Origin of the sequence: Rhizobium sp. YTUHZ045 (genome assembly GCF_051124255.1) — a bacterium.
Classification (GTDB): Bacteria; Pseudomonadota; Alphaproteobacteria; order Rhizobiales; family Rhizobiaceae; genus Rhizobium.
The window spans coordinates 581604-594353 of sequence record NZ_CP101432.1; the positions used below are offsets into that span (position 1 = coordinate 581604).

The window sequence follows — 12750 nt, forward strand, 5'->3', positions numbered from 1 at the left end:
TCAACCCTTCATCATTCTCAGAATATGCATGCCCGCCGATTCGGCCAGCCCCTCGAGATCATAACCGCCTTCGAGCAGGCTGACGACCCGGTTCTTCGCGTGCCGGTCGGCCAGTTCCAGGACTCTGCCCGTCGCCCAGTCGAAATCCTCACCCGTCAGATTGATCTGCGCCAGCGGATCACGGTGATGCGCGTCGAAGCCGGCGGAGATGATGATCAGATCCGGCCGGAAATCGTCGAGCGCCGGCAGCACGCGCGATTTGAACGCTTCGCGGAAATGGTCGCTGCCGACATTCGGCGAAAGCGGCGCATTGACGATGGTATTGTGCTTGCCCTTCTCCTCCTTGGCGCCGGTGCCGGGATAGAGCGGCATCTGATGCGTCGAACAGAACAGCACCGAGGCATCGTCCCAGAAGATATCCTGTGTGCCGTTGCCGTGATGCACGTCCCAATCGACGATGGCGACGCGCTCGGCGCCGTGCCTCTTCTGCGCATGGCGGGCGGCGATCGCCGCATTGTTGAAGAAGCAGAAGCCCATCGCCGTCATCTTCTCGGCATGGTGCCCGGGCGGACGGGCGGCGACGAAGACATTGTCGGCCTGGCCGGAAAAGACGTCGTCCACCGCCGCCATCGCGCCGCCGATGCCGGTCAGCGCCGCCTGCAGGCTCTTGACGCTGGCATAGGTATCGGCTTCGAGCTGGTTGATCCGATCCTCTTCCTCGGGAATCTCCCTTATGACAGCGGCAAGATGCTCCTCCGGATGGGCAAGCAGCACCGCATCCTCGCTCGCCTGCGGCGCCTGCCGGCGCTCCAGCCGTTCGAAATTCGGATGCTCCAGCGCGACGTTGATGGCGCGGATCCGGTCCGACCGCTCGGGGTGTCCGGCGGGCGTCACATGTTCCAGGAAGATCGGGTGTTCGTAAAGACGGGTGCTCATGGAGACACTCTATCGGCCGCTTCTGTCATGTTCCACAGCAGATGGGGCATCGCCCGCCGATTTCAACAAGTGCTCCCGCGGCGCTTGCCCACGCTCGGGGACGCGAACCGTTGCTCGCAATATTTGCTCCGATCGCATCGTCATACCCGCGGCGCGCCTTCGAGAACCTGCAAGCCAGGCTCTAACGCTTTGAATCAAATCTGTTTCGATCCAATGAATTATGCAGTAATGTCGGTTTGGGGGAATGTTGTAAGGCAGTATTGTTGATGAGTGAGTCAAAGCGTCCTGGGGTGACGGAAATACGCGTGCCGTTTCGCGATGTCGATATGAACGGCAAGATGTTCCTGGCCTCCTATATTTCTTACGCTGAATCCGTCATTGCGAGCTTCTGGTCGGCACGGCCCGATGTAGACGACGAACCGCTCTATAGCGCCAGCAAGATCTCCTGCATGCTTCACCGCCCGCTGCACCATGACGAGCCGGCAATCTTCACCGCCGCCATCGACAAGATCGGCGTGCGCTCCATCGGCTTTTTGGTTTCGATCGACACGGGGGAGGAGCGCGCCGCCGAGGTCGAGATCATATGGCAGGCCCGCAACAGAGAGGACGAGCAGCCGGCCTCCCTGCCGGAGGAAACGCGCGACTGGCTGTATGGGTTTTTGGATTAGGGGCGTTGCGGCAGGTAGCGATGAAGGACGAGCGAGAGACCGGTCGGTGGGACGCCGACGACGTCGTGACGTTCATGTATGGAACACAGAGAGCCGCGCTGCTTCTGGCGCTGCGGGATTTCTGGAAAGCACTTCTCTCGGCCTGGCCCAATAAGAAAAACGCTTTCGTTTCCCCTCATCGTGGAGATGAACCTCAAGAGTAAGAGCCCGGTGCTTGCGGTTTTTACGCAGATGGTTTCCTTGATCTCCGCGATGCGGCTCGGCTTTCCGCCGGCTGAAATTTGGGCCTCTCGTCATCTCGACGCCATGCTGGCCACCAGATCGCTGAACCTCTCGCCCTGAATGCCCACGTGCGTTCGCAGCAGGCGGCGGGCGGCATCTCCATCTCCGGCAAAGATCGCGTCGACGATGGCGCAATGTTCCGAGAAGGAGGTCGACAGGCGATTGCGCACGCGCAGCTGGAGGCGGCGGTACGGCCGCAGGCGTCGATGCAATTGCTGGCATTGCTCCTCAAGGAAATCGCTGCGGCTTGCCGCGTAGATCGCCTTATGGAATTCCTCATTGTCATAATAATAGGCATCGCTGTCGCCGGCGCCGGCCGATTGTTCGCAGCGGCTGTGGGTGGCGGTGATCGCTTCACGGGAGGCCTTGTCCAGCCGGCGTGCGGCGAGCGATCCCGCCAGGCCTTCGAGTTCCGCCATCACCTCGAACATCTCATAGATCCGGTGCGGGCCGGGATCTATCACGATCGCACCGCGGCGCGGGCGGATTTCGATCAGCCCGATGGCGTCAAGCTGCATCAACGCCTCGCGCACCGGCGTTCGCGATACGCCGAACCGATTGGCAAGCACCGTTTCATCAAGCCGTTCACCGGGGGCGAACTCGTAGGAAAGTATCGCGTTTTCAATCTCATCCCGAAGCCACCGGACGGCATTCTCTGACATTTGTCTCGCATCCTTCATACACAAGCGCCATTCTTGTATACACGAATGTTGACGCCGTGTACGAAAGATGACACTCTACATACTACCGATGAAGCTCGGCGATGGGAAGCAGATGGTCTGAATGGCCGCACAATACGGCTGGTCTTCGGAAGAGAGGAGAATGGCATGCCCGAGGCGTCTTTCTTCACCGACATGCTGCAAAGCATCACGGATCACGGTCGCCAGCTTTTGTTTTCCGGCTCGCGCAACACACAGGCCGCCGCCAAAGCCGATCTTCAGACCCTCTGTGAAATGCTGCTGTCGAGCCGGGGCGAAGCATCCGGCATGGCCCTTGCGGCCGAGATACTTGATCGCTGGGAGGCCCTCGACAGCGAGGGCGCGCAGACATTCCTCCAGATGCTTCACGAAAAATTCGGACCTGATGCGAGCAAGCTCGACCAGGCGATTGAACGCTACCGCACCGACAAGAGTTCGGCCGCCGTTATTGCGCTCCACCAGGCAGCCGAGCCGCGGCGGCAGGAGCTTCTGCGCCGGTTGAATCACGCGCCGAACGGCACCGCCACGCTCGTTCGCATGCGTCAGCAGCTGCTTGCTTCCAAAGACCGATCAGAAGCCTATGACGCGCTTGATGCCGACTTCACGCATCTGTTCGGCTCCTGGTTCAATCGCGGCTTCCTGACGCTGCGACCCATCGACTGGTCGACGCCGGCAAACATCCTGGAGAAGATCATCAAATACGAGGCCGTGCATGAGATCGCCAGCTGGGAGGAGTTGCGCCGTCGCTTGGCGCCGGCCGACCGTCGATGCTTTGCCTTTTTCCATCCGCGACTGGCCGACGAGCCGCTCGTCTTCGTTGAGGTGGCGCTTACCCGATCCGTGCCGAAGGCGATCGCCGATGTGCTCGATGAGGGCAGGGAGCAGATCAATGCCGACGAGGCGACGACGGCCGTCTTCTATTCGATCTCCAACTGCCAGGATGGCTTGCGCGGCATCTCCTTCGGCAATTTCCTGATCAAGCAGGTCGTGGAAGACCTGCGCCGCGACCTGCCCGGCCTGAAGAATTTCGTCACACTGTCGCCGGTCCCGGGCTTTGCCCGTTGGCTTGCCAAGGTGCGCGCCTCGGCAGACGGCCTGGTTCTATCCGAAGCGGCCCTGAAAACGCTGGCCTTGCTCGACGATCCGAACTGGCCCGGCAAGGAGAACGGCGCGGCCGAAGTGGAGCGCATATTGCTGCCGCTTGCGGCGCGCTACTTCCTGACCGAGCGGACGCCGGAGGGCCGGCCCGTCGATCCCGTTGCCCGCTTCCATCTCGGCAATGGCGCGCGGCTTGAACGATTGAATTTCCTCGGCGACCGCTCGCCCAAGGCTATCCAGCAGGCGCACGGTCTGATGGTCAATTACCTCTACAAGCTCGACGACATCGTCGCCAACCACGAGGCGCTGGCGCAGCGCGGCGAAGTGATCGCCTCGCCCGCCGTCAAAAACCTGCTCAACCAGAGCGATGACGGCCGCCGCGGCGGCCATGGCCAGCAGGGCTCTCGAGCATTCGTACAACTGATGAATTCCACGCTTGGAGGAGGGCGAAAGTGAGCAACCATCTTTTCGACGCCATGCGGGCCGCCGCGCCCGGCGACGCAGCGTTCATCCGGATCGATAGCACCCGCCTATGGACCTATGACGACGCCTTCGCTCTTTCCGGCCGCATCGCCGGCGCGATGGACACGCTCGGCATCCGCCCCGGCGACCGGGTTGCGGTGCAGGTCGAAAAAAGCGCCGAGGCGCTCATCCTCTATCTCGCCTGTCTTCGCAGCGGTGCCGTCTACCTGCCGCTCAACACCGCCTATACGCTGGCCGAGCTCGACTATTTCATCGGTGATGCGGAGCCGCGTCTGGTGGTCGTCGCCCCGGCCGCCCGGGAAGGCGTGGAGACCATCGCCAAACGCCACGGCGCGATCGTCGAAACCCTCGACTCCGACGGTAGCGGCTCTTTGCTCGATCTTGCGCGCGACGAGCCGGCCGACTTTGTCGATGCCTCGCGCGCCGCCGATGATCTGGCCGCGATCCTCTACACCTCGGGAACAACGGGCCGTTCGAAGGGAGCGATGCTCACCCATGGAAATCTGCTCTCCAACGCCCTGACCCTGCGGGACTACTGGCGCGTCACATCAGATGACCGGCTGATTCATGCCCTGCCGATCTTCCACACGCACGGGCTCTTCGTCGCCACCAACGTCACGCTGCTCGCCGGCGCCTCGATGTTCCTGCTGCCGAAGTTCGACGCCGATGAGGTCGTTTCGCTGATGCCGCAGGCAACGATGCTGATGGGCGTGCCGACCTTCTACGTGCGTCTCCTGCAAAGCCCGCGCTTCGACAAACAGGCGGCGGCCAACATTCGCCTGTTCATCTCAGGCTCGGCGCCGCTGCTGGCAGAGACGCATACCGCGTTCCAGGCGCGGACAGGCCACGCGATTCTCGAGCGCTACGGCATGACGGAAACCAATATGAACACGTCGAACCCCTATGACGGAAAGAGGATTGCCGGGACGGTGGGCTTGCCGCTGCCTGACGTGACGGTGCGGGTGACCGATCCCGCCACCGGACAGGTGCTGCCGCCTGAAGAAACCGGCATGATCGAAATCAAGGGGCCGAACGTCTTCAAGGGCTATTGGCGCATGCCGGAGAAAACCGCGGCCGAATTCACCGCCGACGGCTTCTTCATCAGCGGCGATCTCGGCAAGATTGATCGGGACGGCTATGTCCACATCGTCGGCCGCGGCAAGGATCTGGTGATTTCGGGCGGCTACAACATCTATCCGAAAGAGGTCGAGAGCGAGATCGACCAGATCGACGGTGTCGTCGAAAGCGCTGTGATCGGCGTGCCGCACCCCGATTTCGGCGAAGGCGTCACCGCCGTCGTCGTGTGCAAGCCTGGCGCCGTCCTGGATGAAAAGAGCATTGTCAGCGCCCTCCAAGGCCGCCTCGCGCGCTACAAGCAACCCAAACGCATCATCTTCGCCGACGACCTGCCGCGCAACACGATGGGCAAGGTTCAGAAGAACATCCTGCGGCAGCAATACGCCGATCTTTACACCAGGACGTAAGGCGACCGCCCTCTGGGAGGAGGCGTGTCGGCATCCGCATCAAACTTGAACGCAACAGCTACGGCGCTGGAGGCGCCGGAGGGAGGGGAATCATGGGTATTGAAATACTGGCCATAGGCCTGCTGGTCGCGATGTTCATCATTGCGACGATCCAGCCGATCAACATGGGCGCGCTTGCTTTTGCCGGCGCCTTCCTTCTCGGCTCCATGACCATCGGCATGAAGACCGGCGATATTTTTGCCGGCTTCCCGAGCGATCTGTTCCTGACGCTCGTCGCCGTCACCTACCTCTTCGCCATCGCGCAGATCAACGGCACCATCGACTGGCTGGTCGAATGCGCCGTGCGCCTGGTGCGTGGACGCATCGGCCTGATCCCCTGGGTTATGTTCCTCGTCGCCGCCGTCATCACCGGTTTCGGCGCGCTTGGGCCGGCCGCAGTGGCCATTCTCGCCCCTGTGGCCTTGAGCTTTGCCATTCAGTACCGCATTCACCCGGTGATGATGGGTCTCATGGTGATCCACGGCGCCCAGGCAGGCGGCTTTTCACCGATCAGCATCTATGGCGGCATCACCAACCAGATCGTCGCGAAGGCCGGCCTGCCTTTCGCTCCGACGTCGTTGTTTCTCTCGAGCTTTTTCTTCAACCTGGCGATATCAGTGCTGGTGTTCTTCGCCTTCGGCGGCGCAAAGGTCATGAAGCACGCGCCGGCAACATCACCTGGCCCCTTGCCCGAACTGCATCCCGAGGGCGTGTCGGCCTCGATCAGGGGCCACGGCGGCACGCCGGCAAAGCCGATCCGGGAGCATGCCTACGGCACGGCGGCCGATACGGCGGCGACGCTGCGTCTGAACAATGAGAGAATCACCACCCTGATCGGCCTGACGGCGCTCGGCATCGGCGCCCTGGTTTTCAAGTTCAATGTCGGTCTGGTCGCCATGACCGTCGCCGTTGCGCTGGCGCTGCTGTCCCCGAAGACCCAGAAGGCGGCCATCGACAAGGTCAGCTGGTCGACCGTGCTTTTGATTGCCGGCATCATCACCTATGTCGGCGTCATGGAGAAGGCCGGTACGGTCGACTATGTCGCGAACGGCATATCCAGTCTCGGCATGCCGCTGCTGGTGGCGCTCCTGCTTTGCTTTACCGGCGCCATCGTCTCGGCCTTTGCATCCTCGACCGCGCTGCTCGGCGCCATCATCCCGCTTGCGGTTCCGTTCCTCATGCAGGGACATGTCAGCGCCATAGGCGTGGTCGCCGCCATCGCCATCTCGACGACGATCGTAGACACCAGCCCCTTCTCCACCAATGGCGCTCTTGTGGTCGCCAATGCGCCGGATGACAGGCGAGAGCAGGTCCTCAAGCAACTGCTGATCTATAGCGCGCTGATTGCCATTATCGGCCCGATCGTCGCCTGGTTGGTGTTCGTCGTGCCGGGGCTGGTTTGACGGCCACCGCCGAACCCATCGCTTTCCGCCGCGGACCATCGCCCGCGGCGGCGAAAAACCTGAACGGCGTGGTGTGCGGGCGGGGCGGCCGGCTCAGTATTCCGAACCGCTTCTATTGCTTAGATCGTGACGTTCCGTGCCATTCAATGGTGGATTGAAGACGCTGACGAGGATGAGATCCTCATCCTTGCCACCCCGCAAATAGTGCCGATCGTGTTTGTCGAGAACGTAGATATCGCCGGCGCGGATGTGGAAGACATTGCCGTCCATATCCTCGACCTCGCCTGCTCCCTGGATGCAGTAGCAGGCCTCCAGATGGTTGCGGTACTGCAGCAGGGCTTCGGTGTTGGCGCGAACAACGGTGTGGCAGACGGTAAACCCCATCCCGTCATCCCTGGTCAGCAGACGATGGCTTGTGCCATTGCCCCAATCGACGAAACGCTCGGTCTGCTCGACTTCTCTCAGGCTTCTCACAAACATGTTCGTCTCCTCGCGAATGGCTGAGATGTTTTGATCTCCGTGATCCATTAGGCACTGCAGCCGCGACTCTTTCAAATGATCTAATTTGAGAGACTTGTTAGAATATTCTACATATAATCTGGCGCGGGCCGAGGGCGATCGGATATTCTCCGGCACGTTCGGAGTGATACTAAAAGATTCGACATATCGGGTGGCCAATGGATCCTGCTGCTTATGTGAGGAATTCGAACATATGCAACTGCCGCCGCTGAACGCATTGAGAGCCTTCGAAGCAACCGCCCGGCTCATGAGTCTTTCAAAGGCCGGAGACGAACTGCACGTGACCCATGCCGCGATCAGTCACCAGATCAAACATCTGGAGACATGGATGGGACGCAAGCTGCTGCAAAAATCCGGACGCGGCGTTGCACTGACGCCGGCGGGCGTCGAATATTACCTGGCCGTTTCGGGCTCGCTGGCCGCCATCGCCCACGCCACCGGCAACGTGCGCAGAGACCACAATATGCGTTCGATAACCGTGGGATGCATTCCTTCGATCGCGTCGCGCTGGCTGGTTCCGGCACTTCCATCTTTTCGGGAGAGCGATCCTGATCTTGATGTCAGGATCGTCTATGCAAAAGCGGAAGAGCGCTTCGATGACGAAAGCCTGGATGTTCTCATTACCATGGGAGAAGACGTGTCAGGGGGACGGGAGAGCCGCCTGCTTTTCTCCAGGCGCAACCAGCCGGTGGCCAGCATTCATTATCTGGCAAAGCGAAACTGGATGGCCGACGGCGTTCCCTTTGCGGCAGCCGAACTGCTGCACGATGAATCCATGGACGGCTGGAAAGAATGGTTCCGAAAGGCTGAGATAACGGCGCCCGACCCGCTTCGCGGGCCGATATTCCAGGACTTCAACATTCTTGCCACGGCGGTAATCGCTGGGCATGGCGTCGCACTATGCCCTGTCGAAGTGTTCCGGCGAGAGATCGATCGCGGCGACCTCGTTGTGCTCTCGGACATTTCGACGGCAGAGACTCAAGGCTATTACCTGATCACCAGCTCCTGGGCGAAGAAGCCGGTTCGCCGCTTTGCGGAATGGTTCACGGCGGAGTGTCGATCCGGCGGCCCGCCGACCATGGAATAGGCTGGAAACCACGGGGCCTGGCTCGTTTTGACCCGAGCTGAAATGTCATGAAAGTTTCATATTGGTGCTATTGCGGCGATTGAAAAATAATCTACACCTTTTGATCAGGAAACGCGATTTCCTGAAGCAAACGAAAGGAAACTGATTGGATTCATATCTTCTGACGACCATGCTCGTTGCAGGCCTCCTCGCTTTCGCCGTAACCGCGGTAAAAGCCGGAACAACTGCCCAGACCACCGCAAATACCAGGCGCAGTCCCGATTCGGGTGGCGATGGCGGAATTGGGTTCGAGGTCTCTGATGACGGGGGCTGCGATGGCGGCGACGGAGGTGGCGGGGACGGTGGAGGAGACTAGATCAAACGGAAATCGATGGCATGCCCGACCGCCTCAAGGCGGTTTTTTGTTGCCCGAACTCCACTCCGTACCAGGCCTCCAAATAGGCCGGAATGTCAGGCCCCCTCGAGGATTGCGGAACTGATCTGACGGGCGAATAGACGAACGGATCCGACACGCAATCCAATTTACGGGTCGTCACAGGAAACTTGAGCCCTATGTCTGTCGAGGCGGGCTGGGCGAAGGTGTTGGAGACAATCAATATGGCTAAATCTGCGGCGGGAAACCCGTATATTTACGGGATCGACGCACTGCGCTTTGCATGTGCCCTGATGGTGACAGTGTTCCATCTCGGATTTACTTCCTGGGCCTCGCCTTTATATCTCAGACCGTACAAAATGCCGGCGATCGAGAATGTCGCCCAGCCCGGATGGGTCGGCGTCGAATTGTTCTTCGTCATATCGGGCTTCGTCATCGTCAATTCCGCCGCTTCCGCCAGCGCCCTGTCATTTCTCAAGGGGCGTATTCTGCGGCTCTATCCGGCGGTATGGATCTGCGCATCGCTGACGCTGATCGTCATTGCCACACAGGACGTCAACTGGCGCATCCTCATGAACTATCTGCGCTCGATCACGCTCTATCCCGGGGGGCCCTGGATCGATGGCCAGTATTGGACCCTGGCATGCGAGATTTGCTTCTACGCCATCGTCTTCATCATGTGCGCGACCGGGCAGAAGACGAGGATGTCCGCCCTGGCGCTCGGCCTGTCGCTGGCCAGCGCGGCTTTCATCGCGCTGTCTTACGCCGTTCCCGATGCAGCCATACAGGACATGTTCACCGAGACCGCCTGGCGGGCCATCCCCTTTTACTACGGCTGCCAATTTGCCGTCGGCATCTATATCTGGCTGCTGTCCCAAGGCCGGATGAGTGGGATATCCTGGCTGGGCTTCTTCTGCGCCTTGGCGGCGGGGGGCGCCCAGATCTACATGGCCGGAGAGAACAGCAGCGACCGCACGCTCGCCGCAGCGGGTCATTCTTTCTCCTCCTTTCCCGCAATCGCAATCTGGCTGGCCGGATTGATATCGATCGTCGCAAGCGTCGGCTATGCCAAGCGGATCAGCCGTCTGCCAACCTTGTTGCTTCGATCGGTGAAAACCTTCGGCGCGATGACCTATCCGCTCTATCTCCTGCATCTCGCCATCGGCGTCCAGCTTCTCGACTGGCTGACCGCCCGCGGAATGGCGCCGCTGCTGGCACTGGCTTTGGCCGTCGCGATCATCTGCGCCATGTCGCTTGCCGTATGCAAATGGGGAGAGCCGCCGATGCGGAGCCTTTTGCGAGGATTGCTCGATCGACTTGGGCAACGGGCTGCCGTTTTTCTGGCGAGGGAGTCTCGGGTCTAGGGGTAAAATTGAGGAGAGGGAGTAGGCCCGAGGCGCAATGATGTCCGAATTCCCCCTTCTCGGCTCTTGCCTCGACCTTGACCCCACTCTCCGTCCTGCTCGGGCTTGCCCCGAGCATCCATGCGACATCCTCTAATACGCAGTGGCCACCTTCGATGGAAGGCGGCCACTGACGGTATGGATAGGCCCTAAACGCTCAAGCGCGCGCCGGCAGCAGGGGATAGCCGACCATGACGGCGCGGCCGAGCAGGGCGGCGACGACGGCCTTGATCACATCGCCCGGAATGAAGGCCATGGAGCCGACGAAGGCTTTCGTGAAGCCGAGGCCTGCGACGGTCGCGAGATAGGTGATGCCAAAGGCGTAGAGCACGACGATGCCGCCGATCATGGCGGCGAGGAAGAAGCTCACCGTCTGCACCAGGCCGGATTGCCCATGGTTGACCAAGCGCTCGCTGAGATAGCCGGTGACGAAGGCGCCAAAGATCCAGCCGACGAGGAAGCCAGCCGTCGGCGAGGCGAAGATCGCCAGGCCGCCGCGGCCGCCGGAAAGCACCGGCAGGCCGATCGCGACGAGCAGCAGCACGATCAGCACGGCGATCGCGCCGCGCCGGGCGCCGAGCACGACGCCGGCCATCATGACGCCGAGCGATTGAGCGGTGATCGGCACCGGAATGAAGCCGAGCGAGATCGGCGGCAGCAGGCCGAGCGCCACGATGATCGCGGCAAAGAGGGCGGTAAGGACGAGGTCGCGGGTGCTCATCATGAACTCCGTATTAAAAAATCGTTAACTTCCATGCCGCCGAATGCGGCGCGCGTCAATCGCCGCGGCGACATTATCCGCGTCCTTCAGCGTCAGAATGATCAGCGGCGCAAGCATACTTGTCGGCCGGACCTTCAGCCCACGCGCCATGTGCGCCTCGCGGATCGCCTGGTAACGCTTGACGATCTCAGGCACGAAGCGCAGCACCAGTCCGAGAGCAAGGCCGATATCGTCGGCTTGAACCCGGCCGGTGCGTTCGAGCGGGCGGGCAAGCGCCGTCACCTCGTCGATGAACTCGGTAATTGAAGTCGTCGCCGTCACGCTGGCGGCGAGAAGCATCAGCGCCGTCAACCGTAGCACGGGCACGAGCGCCGCCTGCCAGGGATTGAAGATGAAGTTGAAGAGGGCGACGACCGCAATCGTCAGGAAGATCGGCCGCAGCCGTCGCAACGCCTCGCCGAGCGGCAGGCCGACCGTGCCGTAGAGCACCGCCGCCACCAGCACGGCGCCCGAGAGCAGGAGGAGATTGTGGCCGATGAACAGCAGGATGGCGAAGGCTGTCAGCGACAGGAGCTTTACCCGCGGCGAGAGCCGGTGCATCGGGCTGTTGCCTTCGACGTAGAGCGTCTGCATCAGGCGGCGATCTCCCGATAGCGGGCGACCGCTTCGGCCGCAGGCGCATCGGCGGCAAGCCGCCCTTCGTGAAACACGAGCACCCGATCGAAACCGGCAATCAGCTCAAGGTCGTGGGTGATGACGATGGCGCTTTCCGGCAGTCCGGCGATGATCCTCTCGACCAGCGCCCGGTTTTTGAGATCGAGCTGGTTGGTCGGCTCGTCAAGGATGAGAATGCCCGGGCCGGTCGCCAGCACCGAGCAGAGCGCCGCCAGCTGGAGCTCGCCGCCGGAAAGCTCGTGCGCCCGGCGATCGGCTAGCGCCTCGGCGCCGAAGCGGGCCAGCACGCCTTGCACCCTTGCCTCGATCTCAGCCTTGCTGAAGCCGCGCCGCTTCAGCCCGAAGGCGATGTCGTCCTTGACGATCGGCAGGATGATCTGGTTCTGCGGCGACTGGAAGATGAAGCCGACATCGGCGCCAACAGTCTTCTCGTCGGCCGTGTCGCGGCCGTTGACCATGACGCGGCCAGTGGTCGGCTTGGTCAGCCCATTGATCAGCCGCGCAAAGGTGGTCTTGCCCGAGCCATTCAGTCCGATGATGCCAATCCGTTTGCCGGTGATGCCGAGCGTCAGCGGCTCGAGCGCCACCCGCGCCCCGAAACTGACACCGGCGCCTTCGAAGCGAATATCCAAACTAATTCCCTCGCATTTTCTACCGGAGGGGTTGCCGATGCCCCTCATCCGCCTGCCGGCACCTTCTCCCCGTAAACGGGGCGAAGGGACCATGCCGCGCCCTCTCGGTTCCCCGCCGACGTCTCGCAGGGCCCGTCCCCTCTCCCCGTCTAACGGGGAGAGGGTTAGGGTGAGGGGCGGTCACTGGCGCCGACCAGCACTGCTTCTACAAAGAGCAAATCTCGCTGTCGATATCGGGTGGCTAGGAAG

12 protein-coding genes are annotated in these 12750 nt (G+C 61.5%); 6 read left to right on the plus strand and 6 right to left on the minus strand.

Annotated features, from left to right (window positions below; all coding sequences use genetic code 11):
• A complete protein-coding gene (locus tag NMA58_RS02810; RefSeq protein ID WP_085777183.1) occupies positions 1-936 on the minus strand; it encodes a histone deacetylase family protein in 936 nt (311 codons plus the stop codon).
• A gap of 266 nt (positions 937-1202) precedes the next feature.
• On the opposite strand from NMA58_RS02810, the gene NMA58_RS02815 reads away from it, so the two are divergent.
• Positions 1203-1604, plus strand: a complete 402-nt coding sequence (locus tag NMA58_RS02815; RefSeq protein WP_085777184.1) for an acyl-CoA thioesterase — start codon at positions 1203-1205, stop codon at positions 1602-1604.
• A gap of 293 nt (positions 1605-1897) precedes the next feature.
• Here the strand turns inward: NMA58_RS02815 and NMA58_RS02820 are convergent, their stop codons facing one another.
• Positions 1898-2548, minus strand: a complete 651-nt coding sequence (locus tag NMA58_RS02820) for a GntR family transcriptional regulator (protein WP_434712216.1) — start codon at positions 2546-2548, stop codon at positions 1898-1900.
• Between the two features lie 165 nt (positions 2549-2713).
• Between NMA58_RS02820 and NMA58_RS02825 the strand changes: the two genes are divergently transcribed.
• From NMA58_RS02825 to NMA58_RS02835, 3 genes are all read left to right on the plus strand, one after another.
• Positions 2714-4138 (plus strand): malonyl-CoA decarboxylase, encoded by a 1425-nt coding sequence (locus NMA58_RS02825; RefSeq protein ID WP_434712217.1) that lies wholly within the window; start codon positions 2714-2716, stop codon positions 4136-4138.
• Positions 4135-5649 carry a malonate--CoA ligase gene (locus NMA58_RS02830; protein ID WP_434712219.1) on the plus strand — a complete coding sequence of 505 codons (1515 nt, stop codon included), beginning with the start codon at positions 4135-4137 and terminating at the stop codon, positions 5647-5649. Before NMA58_RS02825 ends, NMA58_RS02830 begins: the two co-directional genes overlap by 4 nt.
• 92 nt (positions 5650-5741) lie before the next feature.
• Positions 5742-7091, plus strand: coding sequence for an SLC13 family permease (locus tag NMA58_RS02835; protein WP_434712221.1), 1350 nt, complete (start codon positions 5742-5744; stop codon positions 7089-7091).
• Between the two features lie 93 nt (positions 7092-7184).
• On the opposite strand, the gene NMA58_RS02840 is transcribed toward NMA58_RS02835, so the two are convergent.
• Positions 7185-7571: an ectoine synthase gene (locus NMA58_RS02840; protein WP_434712222.1), complete on the minus strand. Its 387-nt coding sequence runs from the start codon at positions 7569-7571 to the stop codon at positions 7185-7187.
• Positions 7572-7803: 232 nt separating this feature from the next.
• On the opposite strand from NMA58_RS02840, the gene NMA58_RS02845 reads away from it, so the two are divergent.
• Complete coding sequence (locus NMA58_RS02845; RefSeq protein WP_434712223.1) at positions 7804-8697, plus strand: LysR substrate-binding domain-containing protein; 894 nt, start codon at positions 7804-7806, stop codon at positions 8695-8697.
• Between the two features lie 597 nt (positions 8698-9294).
• Positions 9295-10434: an acyltransferase family protein gene (locus tag NMA58_RS02850; RefSeq protein ID WP_434712224.1), complete on the plus strand. Its 1140-nt coding sequence runs from the start codon at positions 9295-9297 to the stop codon at positions 10432-10434.
• Between the two features lie 196 nt (positions 10435-10630).
• On the opposite strand, the gene NMA58_RS02855 is transcribed toward NMA58_RS02850, so the two are convergent.
• From NMA58_RS02855 to NMA58_RS02865, 3 genes are read right to left on the minus strand one after another with little or no spacing between them, the layout of a single operon-like run.
• Entirely contained in the window at positions 10631-11194 is a 564-nt protein-coding gene (locus NMA58_RS02855) for a biotin transporter BioY (RefSeq protein ID WP_011424275.1), read from the minus strand.
• A 24-nt stretch (positions 11195-11218) separates the two neighbouring features.
• Entirely contained in the window at positions 11219-11827 is a 609-nt protein-coding gene (locus tag NMA58_RS02860) for an energy-coupling factor transporter transmembrane component T family protein (RefSeq protein WP_434712226.1), read from the minus strand.
• Positions 11827-12501 carry an energy-coupling factor ABC transporter ATP-binding protein gene (locus NMA58_RS02865; RefSeq protein WP_085777191.1) on the minus strand — a complete coding sequence of 225 codons (675 nt, stop codon included), beginning with the start codon at positions 12499-12501 and terminating at the stop codon, positions 11827-11829. The genes NMA58_RS02860 and NMA58_RS02865 overlap by 1 nt, the downstream gene beginning before the upstream one ends.
• Positions 12502-12750 lie beyond the last annotated feature (249 nt).

Coding starts and splice junctions, on each gene's coding strand:
- NMA58_RS02810 (WP_085777183.1), bottom strand. CDS start 936: ATGAGCACCCGTCTTTACGAACACCCGATCTTCCTGGAACATGTGACG.
- NMA58_RS02840 (WP_434712222.1), bottom strand. CDS start 7,571: ATGTTTGTGAGAAGCCTGAGAGAAGTCGAGCAGACCGAGCGTTTCGTC.
- NMA58_RS02815 (WP_085777184.1), top strand. CDS start 1,203: ATGAGTGAGTCAAAGCGTCCTGGGGTGACGGAAATACGCGTGCCGTTT.
- NMA58_RS02835 (WP_434712221.1), top strand. CDS start 5,742: ATGGGTATTGAAATACTGGCCATAGGCCTGCTGGTCGCGATGTTCATC.
- NMA58_RS02850 (WP_434712224.1), top strand. CDS start 9,295: ATGGCTAAATCTGCGGCGGGAAACCCGTATATTTACGGGATCGACGCA.
- NMA58_RS02845 (WP_434712223.1), top strand. CDS start 7,804: ATGCAACTGCCGCCGCTGAACGCATTGAGAGCCTTCGAAGCAACCGCC.
- NMA58_RS02820 (WP_434712216.1), bottom strand. CDS start 2,548: ATGTCAGAGAATGCCGTCCGGTGGCTTCGGGATGAGATTGAAAACGCG.
- NMA58_RS02825 (WP_434712217.1), top strand. CDS start 2,714: ATGCCCGAGGCGTCTTTCTTCACCGACATGCTGCAAAGCATCACGGAT.
- NMA58_RS02860 (WP_434712226.1), bottom strand. CDS start 11,827: ATGCAGACGCTCTACGTCGAAGGCAACAGCCCGATGCACCGGCTCTCG.
- NMA58_RS02855 (WP_011424275.1), bottom strand. CDS start 11,194: ATGAGCACCCGCGACCTCGTCCTTACCGCCCTCTTTGCCGCGATCATC.